Consider the following 17,230-nt stretch of genomic DNA (forward strand, 5'->3'; position numbering starts at 1 on the left):
GCCAATTTGCAGTATATCATAAATTTACAAAAAAAGACAGATTAACAATGTATAAAAATAGGAGGAATTACTCCTCCTTATCTTCCTCATCTCTTAAGAAATCTATGAAATTATCGCTAGCTTCCCCTTCTGTTATCTCATCTGTTATCCCTATAAATGACCAGCCCTTTGATTCAATCCATTGTATAAACTCATCTATAAATTCATCATGAGATACATCTACATCAAGAACTACTCCATTAATAGAAATCGTTCTATACCTTGGTACATACATTTTAAACGTTTTTCTTACCATACATATCCCTTCATTTATACAAAATATTATTTATTCTTTTATATAATATATTAATAGAATAGAAAAAAATTAACCCTTAATACGCCCTAAAAACTACTATATAAATACAAATTTAAAAAAAGACATAAAAACCATTTTCTTTTTAACGAAGGACGAGAGCATCTGGCCATGCATAGAAGTGGTCGGGGCCCTTTTCTGCCACATGCAAGGTTTAAAACAAAAGGAGAAGGCAAGTAGCGGTCATGTTGTATTCTGCATAACAGCGACTTATATGTCGAAAAATTAATATATATATAACTGAAAAAATCAACATAAACACTCTTTTCTTTTTAAGAGGGGACAAGAGCATCTAGCCATGGATGAAACGACTATGTGTCCATTTCGCATTTATTTGCTGTGCTGCTTAATATATTCATCGTAAACAGGTATTTCACTACCATTTCCAGCTCCGGCTCTTGTACTATTAAAAACATTCTCCACTTTTATTCCATTTATTTTAACGTCTAGGTCGTGGACAATACGATGAACATATCTTAAAGCTTGGGTATCATGATTTTTCACTGCTATATCATGTAATTTTTCAGCTCGTTCTAAATCTTCTTTCAGACCATCATTAGATAAAGAAATAGCTTCCTTCAGCGTAACAGAAATTAATCCAAAAGAACTTTTAGACTCCTCCCATGATGGGCTATTCACATCTTCATATTTTTCGTATTTCTCCCAACCCGTTATATTATTTAAATCGCTATGTATTTCTGTTATTTTTTGCGGAACATTTTTTGATAGATCCTCTTTTTTTATTTGTTCAGCATTCTCGGCTTTACTTTCTTTTTTATCCGTTTTATAAAACAGCCGTACGCCGCCAACTATTAATCCTACTAAAACAAGCCCCCCAACAATAAACACAACCCCTTTTTTAAACATTGTGCCATGCTCCCCCTATACATCAATATCCTATTTATTCCATCATATCACATTTTCTAGAACATACCTTTTTACTATCCTAGCATGTATAACACATATGTTGATGTAAAATGACAACCGACACCCTCTTGGTTATTTTTTGCAATATTATAAATAAAAAGTCTTGTAGAGTTCACATCATTTCATTTATAATAGAAACCATAAAATAACAAAGATATTTACACATCATCATTTCATCATGATCCCGTAGCTCAGCAGGGAGAGCGCCACCTTGACAGGGTGGAGGTCGCTGGTTCGAACCCAGTCGGGATCATAAAACTCAATAGTATCAAGGCTTGAGAGGACATTATCAAAAGCTAAAACTGTGGAGGTCTCCATCAGACACCACAAGTTAAAAGAGGACTACTTCTAGTCGGCTAATCAGCTTGCTCAGAGGTAGTCCTCTTTTTTTGTGTCTATAAAATCGTGAAATGACTGATATGGATTTGAGTCAATATTTTGAACACAAAAAAAGGGAAGTCTAAGCTATATTTTTAGCTAGATTTTCTATTGCTTGAGGCGTTTTATAACCAATGCTACTATGAATTTGTTTTCGGTTATAAAATTCCTTGATGTACTGAAATAGAGCTAGATTTGCTGGTTCAAATGTGACATATTGTGTTCAATCTACTTCTTCTTTCTTTAAAATGGCGTGAAATGACTCGATACAAGTATTGTCATACGGACAACCTTTCTTACTAAAAGAAGGCTTTATTTTATAATTCGTGAGTAAAGTTTGAAATTCTTAGCTGGTATATGGTGTTCCTAAGTCAGTATAATGAGACCTTCTGGTGGTTTTTGTATGTGGTAAGTGTTTTCCAACGCCTTTACTACAAGAATGAATATAGTACTCATCAATTCGTGGTATCGATAATATCACAGTACCTTGCAAAGAATACTAGTTAATGGTATATTTGTAAATAATTGAATATCCATTAAATGTAATCATTGTATTGAAGATGGTAAGAGATCCCGTAAACATACAATTTTAAAAAGGTGTGTTAGAACTAATAGCTTTAGCAATACTAACTGAGAGTGATTAATGTAGTTTATTCATTAGCTAAACGTATTTCTAACAAGATAGAAAGATCTGAAGGTTCTCTCTATCCTCTACTAAGAAGATTAGTTAATGATGGTTGTCTCTTAACTTATTTTCAAGAATCCCCCAAAGGGCCTGCAAGAAACTATTACTCTATAACCGAAAAAGGAGGAGAAAGGTTACGCCGTTTACTAAAAGAATGGATAGAATTCTCAAATGTGATTAATCATTTTATAAAGGAAAGTGATTTTAATGAACAAAAAAGAATTTTTAAAAAAACTTAGCTCTTTCCTAGAAAACATGCCGAATTCAGAAAAAAAAGATATTATCTCAGAATATGAAACTCATTTTATCAGTGGTAAACAGGATGGGAAATCTGAAGAAGAAATTTCTAAAAATCTAGGAAACCCTAAAACTATCGCTAAAGAAATTAATGTTACATATGCTATAAGCAACGCTGATAATAAACGAAGCCTCAAAAATATTATAACAGCAATATTTTCTGTTATGAGCTTAAGTTTTTTGAACTTTATATTTATCATTATCGCCTTCTTCTTGTTACTCTTGTTATTTCCAATTCTCCTAGCACTCATAATTGCCACTCCATTACTATTAGTATCACCTATCCTATTAATAGTAGTAGGAGTTATCAAAGGATTTCATCAAATCCATTTTTCAGATGTTTATAGTGTATTTGTAGCTTTTCTCATTGGTTTAACAATTGCTGGAGTATCTTACTATCCAATAAAACATTTATACTCACTTTTAGTAAAGTACCTAAAATGGAATTTAGCCATTTTACAAAGGTATTAATTAAGCAAAAAGGAGATGACATTTAAATGAAAAAACATGTTTTATTTCTATTAATGCCGCTCACAATTGTATTTATGTCTGCTTGTTCACACGATACACAATCTAATGAAGTAAACGATGCACGATATAATAAATTAAGCAATATACAATCTATCAATGATATTGCTATTGAAATTCCAGAAAATATATTCAACTCTCAAAAAAAGAATGAAAATATTAATGAAGATGAAATGAAACAAAGTATAAAAAATTATTTGGATTATAGTTGGGAGTTATCTGAAAACATCATTCCACTTTCTTCAACAATTTCTGATAAGAATGTTACTGAATCCGATCGAGAAAAATTACAAAAACTAATGGATCTTGCGAAAAAAAATAATGTGAATTTCCATGATTTTATTAGTAATAATAATATACCTGATGATTATCAAAAACCTTCAAAGGAAATCTATGAATATATTTCATCATCTACGGCACTTTTATTAGAAATGCAACAGGAAATAGACAAACTCTCGCAAAATGGTAACTTGTTAAAGACAGATTTTTCTTTTACAAAGCAATTTACTAAAGTTAATGGTAGAAAGCAAAAAGAAATCGAAAAGTTTTTAAACGAAAAAAATATTAAAACTACAATTTTCAATCAACAATAATATATACCCTTCAAAATAGTCACTTAAAAAAAAGGCTACTTTGAAGGGTATTTTTGGTGGAAGGACTATAAAAGGTTCTGGTGCAAGAAATCTATAAAACTTGGACATTATGAAGCGATACATCTTGCATTATCAAAAGAAGGGGGAACAACGCAACCACTACAAACTCTAAGTTGCAACGTATTCGTGCTTTTCTTAATTATATGATTGAATGTGAAATCATTAAGAATAATCCTGCTAAGAAAATACAGAAGGCATGAGAAATGGAAATAACTTATAATTATACGGAAAAGTTTCCCAGTTTTGATATACTATTAAGTGCGAAGGAGGTTTTTTTGAAATTGGAAGAATTACCTTATTATTAAACTAACGAAGCAGGTTAGTTTTGTAAGGAAGTCATTATCTATATTGGATTGGAGGAATTAAAACGTATATGGAACAAAAGATACTTGAATTACTTAACGAAATATATCCAGTGAATTTTATTAAAGTTGAATCAGTAACAAATGAAATGTATCGGTGTATTGCAGAACAAGGTAACTTCTTCGCTAGAATAACGAACTATAAAACATATGATGAACAGTTAGAAGAGGTTAACTATACAAACTTTTTATATAATGAAGGATTTGGTGTCCCGCCTGCCATATCTTCTTTAAACGGTAAATTAGTAGAAAAGATAACACTTGATAAGGACGTTTTAACTGTTTTATATACTGCAGCTTCTGGTGTACACCTACCAAGAAGTCAATGGAATGCCCATTTATTAAAAGAATTAGGTCGGCAAATTGGTAGATTACATCGTTTATCAAAGAAATTTGAAAATATAATGCCAACTAAATATATCAACGATTGGCATGATAATGAGGAATATAATTTTCATAAATATATACCTAAAGAAGAGAGTACTATTAGAGAAATTGCACATGAGGTTTTATCTACAATTAAAGATTTGCCAAAATGTCATTCAACATATGGTTTACTACACGGGGATTTATGGTTAGAAAACATATTGGTAGATAATGATTCGAAATTGACAATGGTGGATTTTCAAGATTGTGAAAAACATTATTATATATTTGATTTAGCTGTTCCAATATATAGTGCGTTGGAATATTCGTTTGTAGGGAATGGCAACATAGTTGACTATGGGCGTTCTATTACAAAAGCAATAATCGACGGATATCAAGAGGAAAATGATATATCTCCAGAGATGTTAGGGAAACTTTCTCTATTTATTAAACTAAAGGAAATATTCGAATATAGCTTAATGCATATGTACTGGAATAAAGAGAGGTTAACTGAAGATCAAATACGAATAATGAACCACTTTAGACTAAGGATTGAACATAATTACTCTATTCTTAATATTTAAATAACTTTTGTTGTTAAACTAAAACACATCAATCATATTCAGGGGCATAGCGTAAAATTTCCTGTGGCACTTGCTATACTTGTGCAACAAACTAGCCTCAAGATTTAAGCGATAACGGTCTATAGCTGTGATTGTACCAGCACCATAAAATTTATTTACCAAGGCTTGATAGTCGATTTTTTTCAATTTGGATATAAATTGAATCTTGGAGCACAAACAGGTGAGTACATCGCACCAGAACGAGGGTTTGGTCTGAGTGGATTCCTTAAATTTGAAAAACCGGAGGATAAAAAATAAGATTTTACCTTTTTTAAAGCTAGGGAATTAATACAAATATGTCGACTACATATTTGTTCTTTCCTTATAGTTCCGCATTTGCGGAGCTTTTTATCTAAGCAATAAAACTGAATATTACGTCTTTTGTTGAAAAATAATTAATCTACCAATTTTATTCATCCAAATTATGTTAATATTTTAGTTAATAATTGCGTATTATTAATGGAGGGAGACCTATTATGCATGTATCGATAAAGGGGAATGAGCAGATTACAAAGTTGCTAAATGATTGGTATCAAGCTATGTTGCGACAACAAAATATACAGGCAACAAATTTAAAACGAGAAATCGAGGACAAACTTTCCGATATAAAGGAAGATGAAAACCTATTATTATATTACTCACTGCTAGACTTTAGATATAAGGTGTTAACAGATGGGCTGAACATCACAAAAGATAGTTTTAATAAAATTAACGCCTTCGATATACCAGCCGATGGATTCTTATCTTACTACTACCATTTCTTCAAAGCTATTCATGCAACTCTACTTGCAAATCATAATGAAGCTAAAGAACACTATGAGAAAGCAGAAAATCTCTTAAAATTCATTTCTAATGAACTAGAACAAGCTGAATTTTATTATAGAATTGCATCTTTCTATAATATTACTTTTCATTCGCTTATGGGTATCAAATACGCATCTAAAGCAGAAAAGATATTTTCTAAACACACTGGTTGCGAAATTAATGTAGCTTTATGCAAGAATATTTTAGGAGGAGCTTGTGTACAGTTACAACAATTTGAATTAGCAGAAGAACATTTTGCTTCTGCAATAGATATTTTACAGAAGCAAAATGAAGAAACTTTAATTTTAAGGGTTAGAAATAATTTAGGTTGGCTATATGCAAGCCAAAACCTTTCAAGTTTAGCTATTCGCCATTTATCAGAAGTTAATCAAAAAATCCCTAACCACTTTAAAGCTATTTTCTTAGAAGCAAGAGAACATTTCAAACTTGATCAAAAAGAAATAGCAGATGAATTTATAAAAAAAGGGTTGGATGTTTGTAAAGATTTAAATAATGTGGAATACCAGCATCATTTCACAATTTTAAAAGGAATGAATGATAATATCCCTTTAGAAGAATTAGAAACTTTAATTATTTTAGGAACTGCATACTTTAAAAAAGAGAGGTTATTAGGGTACATACAAGAATATGAAGAAATATTGGCGGTCAAATTTCATGAGGTGCTAAACCTTGAAAAATCAGCAAAATACTTCTATTCGGCTTATAAAGCTAAACAAAAATTATTAGAAAAAGGAGCGTTAAAGTGATGAAAAAACTTTGTTCAATTGTGTTAAGTTCAGCTATTATTGGTATTCTTTCTTTTGGATTAAATAATTCTGTAGAAATTCTACAGTCTGCTCATGGAGATTATCCTGCACCACAAAAAACTGGCTTAACTTATACGCATGGAGATCACTTCATCACAAAGAGCACTCATGCTAATAAAGGTGATACATGGTCATCTTCTTATTCACATGCTGACTTACCTATTTCTGCCGAAGGAGATCACGGTGGTTCTCCTTCTTATGGTCACGCTGACACACCTGCATCACAAGCGTAACACGTTAATAGATATAAAGAACAAGCCGCCCACCTAAAAATGAGCGGCTTTCTTTTTTATCTAAGCCAACTTACATAAGATTCATCAAAATACATTCAACCTTCAACGCCTTCACCTGCAACATAAATCCAGTCCGCATATCGATAACGTACTTCACAAGCAGAACGTTTTGTAATTTTTTTATAACAGTATCACCAGTACTTACACCTTTTCTAAGGTTGATATCAATACCATTTATCCAAACAACGCCTTTATTTTTTCCGCCTTTATTGATTTTACAAAATCAGCACATAACCAGTTATTCTCCGCGATTTTGTACCAAAAATAAGGGCCATCGTAATGCCAATCAAGGTAAACATGACTGCTTCCCTTTTGTATTTAACGTATAATTTTTGCGTTAATAGATGGATTGTCTCATACATTCACAACATCTGCTGTTACAGTAATGTATCCAAAAAATTTTTTTGCCACTCTGGAGGTAAAACAACATTTTCATTCTCTTCCGGAAGCTTGTTTTTCTTACCAATAAATCAAGAGAAAAACTCGTCTCCAATAAGTTTGTTTAAATCACATTTGCCAATGTCTTTTACATATCCCGTTTCAGTGTATTACCAAATATCACATGGGTAAGCTAGCTTATTTTCTCCATAACTTGCATCCAAATGAAATCGGCATTAATGTTTGCTGCACCAAAGGCTTCGCATGTGTGATGATCAAAATACAGTCCAACCTTCTTTGCATCTAAACGACGTAATTCATCAATAAAGGGAAACTTCCATCAGCGGGGTTTTTTTATCTCCCACTGATGGTTAGTTGAACCAATCGGGCTTTTACGGGCAGTTATCCCCCATCTATCTTCTTCGCTTCTTTCTAAATCTTGAGGTGAGGGTCTTACTGCCCGTTAATGCGGGATAAAAGCTTGTGTACCGGCTTGCATGTTATCCACTGTTTTAACTTCAACATTCTATATTTACCCGTTAATCATCTAAAATATCGGTACCTATAACTTTATAAAAAACAACTTAAGAACATCAATTTATAATTATGACTGTTTTTTACCTTGTTAAAGAAGATGAATTAAAACATTTAGTTTCGACAAGTCTCAAATAGCAGAATGCAATTTGATAAAAATCGAATTACAAAGGTTTTTCCTTTATTTTGTAGAATTTTGTATAAATTGGTTTTTAAATAATTATTTAATATAGAAAGGAAATATTATATGAACCAATCTATTCAACTCAAAAATGTTCAAAAACAATTTACAGGCGACGGCGTTATAACACCTGTGTTACATAATTTAAATTTAACCATTGAAAGAAAGAAGTTTACTTCCATCGTTGGACCGTCAGGATCCGGGAAATCTACTTTATTAAGTTTAATTGGCACATTAGATCAACCAACAGCGGGAGAGATTTTGTATGGAGACCAAGACATTACAAAAATGAATGCGAAGCAACTTGCTAATTTTCGTTTTGAGGAGATCGGTTTTATTTTCCAACAATTTTATTTGCTACCGACGTTAACTGCGCTTGAAAATGTAATGGCTCCTTTGTTTTCACGAAATGTTTCGTTTGCTAAGAAGGAGCGTGCTATTCAGTTGTTAGAACAAGTGGGCTTAGCTGATAAATTACATGCCTTGCCGTCCCAATTATCTGGAGGACAACAACAGCGCGTTGCGATTGCTCGGGCATTAGTGAACGAACCAAATTGGATTATCGCTGATGAACCGACAGGAAATTTGGATACAGAGAACGGTAAAATTGTTTTCGAATTAATTCAGCAACTAAACAAAGAAAAAGGCTGTAGTGTATTATTTGTTACGCATGACTTAAGTTTAGCTGCTGAGGCTGATCGGGTGATTGAAATGAAAGATGGTTATATCATCCGTGACAGTCAGGGGGAAGTGCCGTGCTTCGCTTAATATGGAATAACTGGAAACGACAAAAAGAGCGCTTTATGCTCCTATTAATTGGTGTTCTTTTAATGAGTTCTGGTCTGAATTATTTATTAGGGTTGACAGAGACGAATCAAGGAACAGTCGTAGAAACATTAGGAAAAAAATGGTCGAGTGCGTATGATATTGTAGTGCGCCCAGCCGGAACAAAGAAAGACGTTCAAAATTTATTAGAACCCAACTATTTAAACGGAATTGCGGGCGGGATTACACAGGCACAATATGAAACGATTCAAAGGATGAAAGAAATTGATGTGGCAGCTCCTATCGCGGTAATGGGTTATGGGGATATCGGAGCGGTGTGGAAAAATGAAAGTAATGAACCTAAGTTAGAACCGGGAATATATCGTGTCCATACGAAGACGGCTCAAAATAATGGTTTACAACAAACCGTTATGAATGAATCGACGGACTATTGTATTCAAGGAAAAGAAACAACAGATGCACAATTTACATGTGATAATGTATATGATCGTGGAAAAGGATTCTCTAATCCGATGTTAATTGTCGGAATAGACCCTGAACAAGAAGCAAAACTCGTTGGTTTAGATAAAGTAACAGCTTCTCTACCTCAAAGTCGCTATTTTGATAAAGAAGATGCACCAAAGTTGTTAGAACGAACTGACTCGCAAGATCATATTGAGATTCCTATCATTATAAACGCAGCTAGCTTTAGCGATAGTAAAAAAACAACAACATTGGAAAAATTGTCTCTTCCGTTTGAAACGAAAGAGCAGCAACAAAAAACAATCGAACAAATAAAATCTGCCAAAGACAGAAAGGAAGATGATTCCTCTTTAGCACAAGCCAAAGGGAAACAAATTGAAGAAACCTCAACAACAAGTAAAGAAGTAGAAGAAGTATATTACAGTTCTATATTTGGAATAAATCCAGAGACAGGATCAACGAGTCAAGTGGATTCAAAAAAGAATGCTAAGGTGTTCGATGGATCTCACATCGTGTTTAAGCCAACACCGCTGTCTTACAAAGAAACGAAAAGTCCTTACCAAGAACGGTGGGAAAAGGCGTTTCAAATTGAAGAACACCCACTTAGTAAAATGCAAGACCATATGATAGATGGTTACATACCAAAGAGTGGATTTCGGGCAATAGAACTTGCTAAACATACTGTCAATACGATCAATACGATTAAAGAGCGTGTGTTTCCTTTACTTACGTACCGAGTTGTTGGCTTTTATAATCCTAGTAAACTATCCGTTTCGAAAGATCCATTAAATGAGCTCCCGCTTGAAACATATCGACCAGCCAAAGCGAGTTTAGTATTAGATGAAAATAATCTTCCAATCAATCCTTCACGTGATATTACAGGAATTGGTCATCCTGCTGGACTGCTCACGAATCCACCGAATATGCTGACGACGATTCAAGCCTCCCAAGCAGTGATGGGTAATAATGCCATTTCTGCGATTCGCTTGAAAGTGAAAGGTGTTGAAAGTTTCAACGAAAGTTCGCAAAAAAAATTAGAATCAATAGCAAAACAGATTGAAGAAGAAACAGGACTTGTAACAGATATCACGCGCGGATCTTCACCGCAGCCTGTTCTAATAGAAGTAAAAAAAGAAGGAAAAACACTTGGATGGATGGAACAGCCTTGGATTAACTTAGGAGCTGCTATTACGATTTTACAAGAAACAACCCTTGGGTATTCTGGTGTATTGATTGTCTTAATTGGAGTTGCGATTTTGTATGTTCTAGCGACAAATATAGTTTCTTTGCTCGCAAGGCGCAAAGAAATGGCAGTATTGTTAGCCCTTGGCTGGCAAGCAAAACATTTGATAAAGATGCTGTTTTTTGAATCTGCAATTTTATGTAGTATTGTCATCCTTGTTTCTTGTGTTGTAGAAGGCATCATGTATGTGCAAACGGGAACATTTCTGATTGGGAAGTTATTACTAATTGCAGTTTGTAGTATATTGATTTACTTACTTGGCACCTTAATTCCAGCCTTTTTGTTAACAAAAATCACCCCCTACGATACAATGCGCCAAGGGGAAATTTCCATAAAGACAAAACGATGGATGCGTACAACGAATATACTCATGATGATTGGAAATCAAGTATTGGCTAAATGGCAGCGAAATATATTATCTATTCTATCTATTGCATTACCGACGACACTACTCTCCTTTTACTTATTTGTAACCTTTCGTCTAAAAGGGATTCTATATACTTCTTGGCTCGGTCAGTATGTAGCCATGAAGGTAGATAGCACGCATTATATTACGATGGGTATTGCAATTTGTGTAGCGGTTGTAACAACTGCAGAAATGCTGTGGCAAAATATTTCAGAGCGCAAACCAGAAATTTCAGTGTTAAAGTCAATTGGTTGGACGAACAGTTCAGTCCGACTTCTTGTCGTATTGGAAGGAGCCTTTCTTGGCTTTTTGGCAGGCTTGCTTGGTTTAATATTCTCTATTATCGGAGTTTATGCAATGTATAGTATTTTTCCACTAGAATCATTGCCAATGATGTCTATTACCATTATTATCCCAATTACGGTAGGAATACTCGGCGCTCTTATTCCTGGAGAAGTAGCTGTGCGTGTGAAACCTTTTCTAGCAATGAAAAAAATATAAGTATTAATTTAACGATAATATCCTCTCTTTAGGATAACTATTTCAGAAAGATTGTGCACCTGCCATTACAGAAGCAAACTGACAAATTTTTATACATTAAAGAATCTATGTCTCACCGCCTTCAATGGACTGAAAATTTAAAATATAAGAAAAAATAAATTGTATTTTTTTGTCATAAATGGTATTATTCAGTAGTAATAAATATAATATTAGGAGGTATTATATGAAACTGTCAAAAAAACTCGTTTCATCGCTAGTTCTATCAGCTTCTCTAATCACTATGGTAGGGGTAGGATCTGCCTCTGCGGCGCCAACTGGAGCAACTCTATCAGTTCAGGATTCAGTAAATCCAACACATCCGGATCCAGGGGGTGGTAGCTCTTGGTACTATAAGAGTACTTACACATACTCTGATGGTAGTTATGTAAAGAATTACTACCATTATGACAATAACGGTGACCTAAATGGCGTTAAACAAATGTTCTTTTCTAAGAGCGGTGTATTCCTCCGTGAAAACATTGTATGGTCTTGAGTCAATATTTTGGACACAAATCCACCATATGACTATACTAACTCTAAAAACTTGGTAAAAACCTATAATCAATTTTTTGATTAATTTATAGAGAATAGAAAGGTTTCTTAAGAAAAATAAAGTTCTATTTTTCTTATACTAATTAGAATTTACATATGGTAAATAGACAAGCGTTATCTCTTTTAACAGAGAGTAACGCTTGTTATTATTTTCTTTTCTAACTTGATAAGGATATCTATACTAATTCTTATCCACATTAATATAGTAGGGAAGTCAATGTATAAAATTAGTTTAATTAATGTCCATGTTTTTTTAATAACTTGATTCCTTAATTAAAAGGCTTATTCGATAAACGATAAAAATAACTATATTTTGTAAAAATGAATAAAATTGATTAATAATAGTTGTTAATTTACCATAAAGCATAGTTGTAGTTGTATTAAAGCGGATTCCCCCCTAATTTTGGCCACATACTCTCCTTAACTCATTGTTTCATAGAATTACTCTGTCTTTCGGCAAGTTGCTTCTTTTTTCAGATGAGAAAAGAAAAAATCTCGCCTCATACTCGAACTTCTTTGATTTTTAACACTTCTATTTTCGTTCGTCGATAAAATTCATTTGGTGATAAATCTAAAATACTAGAATGGATCCTTCGGTTGTTGTAAAACTCAATATATGTAGCTATTTCTTGATAAGCTTCGGCATATGTTTGAAACATGCAGCGTTTCAGATATTCGTATTCCAGTAAACGATGAAACGACTAAATATGGGCGTTCATATTTGGTGTCTTCGGTGGAATTTGCTCATGCTCGACCTCACAAGTATGGCTCACTTTTTCAAATGCATCCGAAATAAATTGTGGACCATTGTCAGTGCGAATCACAGATTTGTGTTTCGTCTCAATTTGTTTCCGCTTGAATAAAGCTCTTTGTATAAGATGAACAGCATCTTGACCTGTACATAATCAATGATAGAACGATTGTACACATCCAAAATAGAGGGGCACATTTCAATGATATACTTGGGAATCATTATGACTATTAAAATTGAGGTGATAAAATGAAGTGTTGGAATGAAGTAGAAGATGCATTCTCATACTACAAATGGTTTAGTAAAGATGAAGCAATCAAAAGAGTCGGTAATTTACCAAATTTAAATTTATTCAGTGTTAATGGCTCCATGCTATTTAGTCCAGATGAAAAAAATCAATTCAAAGAAGTATGTAGCACTGAAATCAAGCAAGTATTTATGAAACATGATTTAACTAATGTCTACAAATTCTACTTGCTTGCAGCTATTGAACTCAAAGACAAAAGCTCTAAAATTGAAAAATATCGAAAGGTATGGAAGACTCTTCAAACCAAATGGCAACTTGAGGCATTTAATAAAGGCTCAGAAGTTGAAATGGAAGTTGAAGGAACAACTTTCTACTCAAGCATTGCAGAGTTTTGTCTCGAAAAACTTCCAGCTGCCATTGAAATAGTTTCTAGTAATCCTAAAAGGTTTACAATCATTGCAAGTAAAAGTAGCAATATGCTTACAGAAGAAAACATTAGCAGAATCTTCGGGAAAGCATTTAATGAATATAACCAACGGAAAGATGAAATAGATTATTTTAATCTTTCCATTCATCTCTGTCCAAAAGGTGATATAGTTTTTAGATGGGGAGATTCATTAGAGGAAGCAGAAATAGCTGCTATATTTAAAGGAGATATGCTTACGCTTTTAAATAACTAACTGCAAAACGTTGCTAAAAGTAACTGCATGTCAATTAACAATTATAACATTTTAATAGAATTAAAGAAAATCCGACTTGCAAGAGCAGGGTTTCTTCATTACTATATAAAACATTTTATGCTGTTTTATTTGCTCTAATGTTGGTATTTCTCTCCAAGTCTAATACAACATTAGAACTATCGTTTCTAAATTTAGCAAGTATACCTTCTTCTAAGCCTGCCAATGCCTCAAAATTGTTTTGAGACAGCAGGAAAAACAAAGCCTTACTTAGTAATTTTCACACAACAAAAAACACTCAAATAATCGAGTGCTTAACTTTAAATATATAAGCTATTAATCCAACATTAGAGTTGCGAATCTCATGCTTGTATTTACGGAGAGTATTTACCGCTTACAAATCCCCTATTTTTGTATACTATTATTTCTCGTACATCCAGTGAATACTTCCCCATGTTTTCTTCAATTATACTCAAAACATTCTCTCGTGAGCATGTCTACAGGAATACTCACTATTAGCCTCTGCTTTTATAGCATTCTCATTTAAAATTCCGTTAATATTTACTGTTATATCTTTACTAAATTTATTAAGAATTTCATCAACTTCTTCTTTTGTATATGAATCTTTTTTTCCAATTTCTTGACTATATTCATCTACTGTTTCTTCACTAATTTTACTAACGCTTTTTAGTACATTAGGGTCTAATTTAGCATCCACTTTTTTTACATTGGCTGATATTTCGTGTAACACATAAGAAACTTGATTGTTGACTCGTTGATTATCGCTATCTTGTTTAAGTGCAATGAAAATAGCTACAAGAGCTAAAGCTATTGATACTGCACTAGATATTATAGAAAAATTGGCTTCAATGTGTACATAATCAAAAACATTAGCTATTAGAAAAATAATTATCACAATTAAAATCCCTGCTAACCAGGTCCAATCCCTATCTCCCCATTTTTTATTGCCCATAAATTATCACCTCTCCAAAATACTATGCAACAATCCAGAATATTTACCTATGTTTTTTCATTTACCTATCAAAGAAAATAAAATACGCTATCTAATCAGATAACGTTTTTAACCTGTCCTCTATTTGTTCTTTTATTATTTCGATGTATCGTAACGTAATCGAAGGATGACTGTGATTTAATATCTTTTGCAACTCGGTTACATCTTTATGTTGTTTATAGTACCAATATCCAAACAATTTCCTTAAACTATGATTACAGACCCGCAAAGTCTGCTGCTTTATTTAACTGGCAATACGCTTGCATTAGTGAGATCGCTTTGTCTCCCTTGCATGATGAAAACAGCCACTCACCATCAATGATACAACCATAATCGCTTATCCAATATATTGAAGAATGCGAGGTACCAAAATATGAAATATAAATATAATATAATAAAAAATGAAGGCCTAAATTCTTTGAAAATAGAATTACCAAAAGAGCTAGAAATTGTGGCAACATTTTTAGAAAATGATATACAAGGCATTCCAATTAATTGGTGGTTACAACAAATTGATGAAGTATTAAACAACTTAAAAGAATATAATGAATTTAAAGGTATATTATGCGCAGTTCAAGTAAAAAAGGCTGAGACTATAATTGCCGATTTATATTCTATCCACGATCCTAATATATGTAAAATTGAAACAATCCAATTAAGGAAGTTAATTGAAGCTTGGGGAAAAGCGCAAAAATTTTATAAAGATAATAACTAAAAGAAAAGCAGTTTCTATGAAGTGATCTGCATAAAGTTAGACAAATTAATTAAGCTTCTTCTTGGGCATGGGCTCGGTATTTGTACGAGGCTCATGCCTCTTAATATCCTTTTCTTTTAATTCTGTTGTGACTATGGTCTCCAATTTTTATTTTTGTAGGTGATACAATTTCTACAAGGGTAAACTTTTTCCTCATTCAAGGTTGAGATGATTATTGATAATGAAGAAAATGCCACTACTTATCCACAATACACAAAAAGATAGTGAGGTTATATCAATGAAATATTCATATGAATTTTGGCATCATCCATTTGGTGGGCTAAGAATTCGTTTACCAAATGAAATTTCTTTAGTCTCAGATTTGTTAGAAGACGATATCCATAGTGAGCATGGTCTGCAATATCTTAATAGAGTATTAAATGGCGAAGTTAGCCATCTTGAAATAGGTGGAAATAGCTGCGATTTGAAAATACAAGCAGATTATACTAAAATTGTTCATCGTTATTATGAAGAAAAAGAGAATACTTGCGAAATTGAAACGATTGAATTAAAAAACTTGATGTTAGTATGGTTAGCGGAGTATGAAAATTACTTACAAAACCGTGATTCCAACTAATAACGGACGATAAGGTCGCAATTTTCGGAGAGCGTCTTTGTCAGAAAGATGTACCTGTTTCAAAATTATTAATCGAGTTTCCTCTATAGTATATAGATAGCAACCTCACTTGTCCCTAATAAAAAGAGCCAGTATTATGTACTGACTATAGTTTAAGGGTATAAATTAATTTTTACTAGACAAGCATACACTCATTTTTAACTTGATTACATACAATGATAAAAAGAGTAAATGAGGAGATGCATAACATTGCCAAAGCCAGCCTATGGTTACGTTACACTTGTGGGTAACAATCCTATAGAGGTCAAATCAGGTGAAAACGTAATATTTAATAGAAATGGCCCATTAAATCATATAGTGTTTACCCCACCTAGTGACACCCTACTAATACCTAAACCAGGAGACTATAAAATTGAATTTATATTATTAGTTGATGGTCCTGCTTCTATTTCAGTATATGGTTTAATTTTAAATAATTCTTTAGTAGGTGGGCGACTTACTAATTATGGTATACAAAGACAAGTGGATGGAGCAAGTCTGATGCTCACTGGACAAGCTATTATCCATATTCCTAGATGTTCAACACTACAACTTAGAAATATAGGACCAACTACAAATGTGTTACTCCCAATTCTAAGCGGACAGAAAATTAATGCTGCATCATTAACTATTGAGAAGCTTAGCTAGTGAAATTTATTTACGCAGCAGGACAAGCGCTAAAAAAGTGCTTCGTGTTAAACATATAAAAGCAACAAAATAGCTATTGGATTGCTAATTCAAACCCAGTCGGGATCATACAAAACGAAAGCCTCAATCCTTTTATTCTAAATAGATTGGGGCTTTATTCATTCAAGCTTTATTTTAAACTTAATTCTCCTAATTTATATTAAATGTAATCTACTAGACCTTACCTTTTCTATCCAACTAAGTGTAGCCTATCCAGATATAAAGTATTAAAAATCAAGGTTATAGCATGCCTGGGAAACCACCCATACCCATGCCTGGGAAACCACCCATACCCATGCCTGGGAAACC

Annotated in this window: 16 protein-coding genes, 1 tRNA gene and 4 pseudogenes; 15 read left to right on the plus strand and 6 right to left on the minus strand. The window is 33.0% G+C overall.

Annotated features, from left to right (window positions below; all coding sequences use genetic code 11):
• Positions 1-67: 67 nt before the first annotated feature.
• On the minus strand, positions 68-295 hold the full coding sequence (locus BM350_RS07640; protein ID WP_090915196.1) for a hypothetical protein: 228 nt from the start codon (positions 293-295) through the stop codon (positions 68-70).
• A gap of 387 nt (positions 296-682) precedes the next feature.
• Positions 683-1,219 (minus strand): hypothetical protein, encoded by a 537-nt coding sequence (locus BM350_RS07645; RefSeq protein WP_090915195.1) that lies wholly within the window; start codon positions 1,217-1,219, stop codon positions 683-685.
• Between the two features lie 240 nt (positions 1,220-1,459).
• Between BM350_RS07645 and BM350_RS07650 the strand changes: the two genes are divergently transcribed.
• Positions 1,460-1,532, plus strand: a tRNA-Val gene (locus BM350_RS07650).
• A 207-nt stretch (positions 1,533-1,739) separates the two neighbouring features.
• Here BM350_RS07650 and BM350_RS07655 read toward each other — a convergent pair.
• A pseudogene (locus BM350_RS07655) lies at positions 1,740-2,113 on the minus strand (integrase core domain-containing protein); the annotation flags it as partial.
• Between the two features lie 143 nt (positions 2,114-2,256).
• Here BM350_RS07655 and BM350_RS07660 point away from each other — a divergent pair.
• The 7 genes and pseudogenes from BM350_RS07660 to BM350_RS07685 all read left to right on the plus strand — a co-directional run bounded on the left by BM350_RS07660 (position 2,257) and on the right by BM350_RS07685 (position 7,035).
• A pseudogene (locus tag BM350_RS07660) lies at positions 2,257-2,581 on the plus strand (PadR family transcriptional regulator).
• Positions 2,550-3,110, plus strand: a complete 561-nt coding sequence (locus BM350_RS07665) for an HAAS signaling domain-containing protein (RefSeq protein WP_090915193.1) — start codon at positions 2,550-2,552, stop codon at positions 3,108-3,110. The pseudogene BM350_RS07660 and the gene BM350_RS07665 overlap by 32 nt, the downstream one beginning before the upstream one ends.
• 26 nt (positions 3,111-3,136) lie before the next feature.
• Entirely contained in the window at positions 3,137-3,760 is a 624-nt protein-coding gene (locus BM350_RS07670) for an NDxxF motif lipoprotein (protein WP_090915191.1), read from the plus strand.
• Between the two features lie 173 nt (positions 3,761-3,933).
• Complete coding sequence (locus BM350_RS27430; protein ID WP_244547967.1) at positions 3,934-4,020, plus strand: hypothetical protein; 87 nt, start codon at positions 3,934-3,936, stop codon at positions 4,018-4,020.
• Between the two features lie 173 nt (positions 4,021-4,193).
• Positions 4,194-5,132 carry a phosphotransferase enzyme family protein gene (locus BM350_RS07675; RefSeq protein ID WP_090915189.1) on the plus strand — a complete coding sequence of 313 codons (939 nt, stop codon included), beginning with the start codon at positions 4,194-4,196 and terminating at the stop codon, positions 5,130-5,132.
• A 515-nt stretch (positions 5,133-5,647) separates the two neighbouring features.
• Positions 5,648-6,742 carry a Rap family tetratricopeptide repeat protein gene (locus BM350_RS07680; RefSeq protein WP_090915187.1) on the plus strand — a complete coding sequence of 365 codons (1,095 nt, stop codon included), beginning with the start codon at positions 5,648-5,650 and terminating at the stop codon, positions 6,740-6,742.
• A complete protein-coding gene (locus tag BM350_RS07685) occupies positions 6,742-7,035 on the plus strand; it encodes a Phr family secreted Rap phosphatase inhibitor (RefSeq protein ID WP_090915185.1) in 294 nt (97 codons plus the stop codon). Before BM350_RS07680 ends, BM350_RS07685 begins: the two co-directional genes overlap by 1 nt.
• A 533-nt stretch (positions 7,036-7,568) precedes the next feature.
• On the opposite strand, the pseudogene BM350_RS27435 reads toward BM350_RS07685, so the two are convergent.
• Positions 7,569-7,801 (minus strand): annotated as a pseudogene (locus BM350_RS27435) (N-acetylmuramoyl-L-alanine amidase); the annotation flags it as partial.
• 453 nt (positions 7,802-8,254) lie between these two features.
• Between BM350_RS27435 and BM350_RS07695 the strand changes: the two are divergent.
• The 4 genes from BM350_RS07695 to BM350_RS07715 all read left to right on the plus strand — a co-directional run bounded on the left by BM350_RS07695 (position 8,255) and on the right by BM350_RS07715 (position 13,855).
• Positions 8,255-8,956, plus strand: a complete 702-nt coding sequence (locus tag BM350_RS07695; RefSeq protein ID WP_090915183.1) for an ABC transporter ATP-binding protein — start codon at positions 8,255-8,257, stop codon at positions 8,954-8,956.
• On the plus strand, positions 8,944-11,586 hold the full coding sequence (locus BM350_RS07700) for an ABC transporter permease (protein ID WP_090915181.1): 2,643 nt from the start codon (positions 8,944-8,946) through the stop codon (positions 11,584-11,586). Before BM350_RS07695 ends, BM350_RS07700 begins: the two co-directional genes overlap by 13 nt.
• 223 nt (positions 11,587-11,809) lie before the next feature.
• Positions 11,810-12,118, plus strand: coding sequence for a hypothetical protein (locus BM350_RS07705; protein ID WP_090915178.1), 309 nt, complete (start codon positions 11,810-11,812; stop codon positions 12,116-12,118).
• A gap of 1,059 nt (positions 12,119-13,177) precedes the next feature.
• Entirely contained in the window at positions 13,178-13,855 is a 678-nt protein-coding gene (locus BM350_RS07715) for a hypothetical protein (protein ID WP_090915175.1), read from the plus strand.
• A 469-nt stretch (positions 13,856-14,324) separates the two neighbouring features.
• Here the strand turns inward: BM350_RS07715 and BM350_RS07720 are convergent, their stop codons facing one another.
• Together BM350_RS07720 and BM350_RS07725 are read right to left on the minus strand one after the other, a co-directional pair.
• Entirely contained in the window at positions 14,325-14,825 is a 501-nt protein-coding gene (locus BM350_RS07720) for a hypothetical protein (protein WP_090915173.1), read from the minus strand.
• A gap of 91 nt (positions 14,826-14,916) precedes the next feature.
• A pseudogene (locus tag BM350_RS07725) lies at positions 14,917-15,184 on the minus strand (tyrosine-type recombinase/integrase); the annotation flags it as partial.
• Positions 15,185-15,237: 53 nt separating this feature from the next.
• On the opposite strand from BM350_RS07725, the gene BM350_RS07730 reads away from it, so the two are divergent.
• The 3 genes from BM350_RS07730 (at position 15,238) to BM350_RS07740 (ending at position 16,882) form a co-directional block, all read left to right on the plus strand.
• On the plus strand, positions 15,238-15,579 hold the full coding sequence (locus tag BM350_RS07730; RefSeq protein WP_090915172.1) for a hypothetical protein: 342 nt from the start codon (positions 15,238-15,240) through the stop codon (positions 15,577-15,579).
• Between the two features lie 220 nt (positions 15,580-15,799).
• Complete coding sequence (locus tag BM350_RS07735) at positions 15,800-16,195, plus strand: hypothetical protein (protein ID WP_244547953.1); 396 nt, start codon at positions 15,800-15,802, stop codon at positions 16,193-16,195.
• A gap of 249 nt (positions 16,196-16,444) precedes the next feature.
• On the plus strand, positions 16,445-16,882 hold the full coding sequence (locus BM350_RS07740) for a hypothetical protein (protein ID WP_090915168.1): 438 nt from the start codon (positions 16,445-16,447) through the stop codon (positions 16,880-16,882).
• Positions 16,883-17,230 lie beyond the last annotated feature (348 nt).

This window comes from Bacillus sp. 103mf (assembly GCF_900116295.1).
In the GTDB taxonomy this organism is placed as follows: Bacteria; Bacillota; Bacilli; order Bacillales; family Bacillaceae_G; genus Bacillus_A; species Bacillus_A bruguierae.

Coding starts and splice junctions, on each gene's coding strand:
- BM350_RS07640 (WP_090915196.1), bottom strand. CDS start 295: ATGGTAAGAAAAACGTTTAAAATGTATGTACCAAGGTATAGAACGATT.
- BM350_RS07645 (WP_090915195.1), bottom strand. CDS start 1,219: ATGTTTAAAAAAGGGGTTGTGTTTATTGTTGGGGGGCTTGTTTTAGTA.
- BM350_RS07665 (WP_090915193.1), top strand. CDS start 2,550: ATGAACAAAAAAGAATTTTTAAAAAAACTTAGCTCTTTCCTAGAAAAC.
- BM350_RS07670 (WP_090915191.1), top strand. CDS start 3,137: ATGAAAAAACATGTTTTATTTCTATTAATGCCGCTCACAATTGTATTT.
- BM350_RS07675 (WP_090915189.1), top strand. CDS start 4,194: ATGGAACAAAAGATACTTGAATTACTTAACGAAATATATCCAGTGAAT.
- BM350_RS07680 (WP_090915187.1), top strand. CDS start 5,648: ATGCATGTATCGATAAAGGGGAATGAGCAGATTACAAAGTTGCTAAAT.
- BM350_RS07685 (WP_090915185.1), top strand. CDS start 6,742: ATGAAAAAACTTTGTTCAATTGTGTTAAGTTCAGCTATTATTGGTATT.
- BM350_RS07695 (WP_090915183.1), top strand. CDS start 8,255: ATGAACCAATCTATTCAACTCAAAAATGTTCAAAAACAATTTACAGGC.
- BM350_RS07705 (WP_090915178.1), top strand. CDS start 11,810: ATGAAACTGTCAAAAAAACTCGTTTCATCGCTAGTTCTATCAGCTTCT.
- BM350_RS07715 (WP_090915175.1), top strand. CDS start 13,178: ATGAAGTGTTGGAATGAAGTAGAAGATGCATTCTCATACTACAAATGG.
- BM350_RS07720 (WP_090915173.1), bottom strand. CDS start 14,825: ATGGGCAATAAAAAATGGGGAGATAGGGATTGGACCTGGTTAGCAGGG.
- BM350_RS07730 (WP_090915172.1), top strand. CDS start 15,238: ATGAAATATAAATATAATATAATAAAAAATGAAGGCCTAAATTCTTTG.
- BM350_RS07735 (WP_244547953.1), top strand. CDS start 15,800: ATGAAGAAAATGCCACTACTTATCCACAATACACAAAAAGATAGTGAG.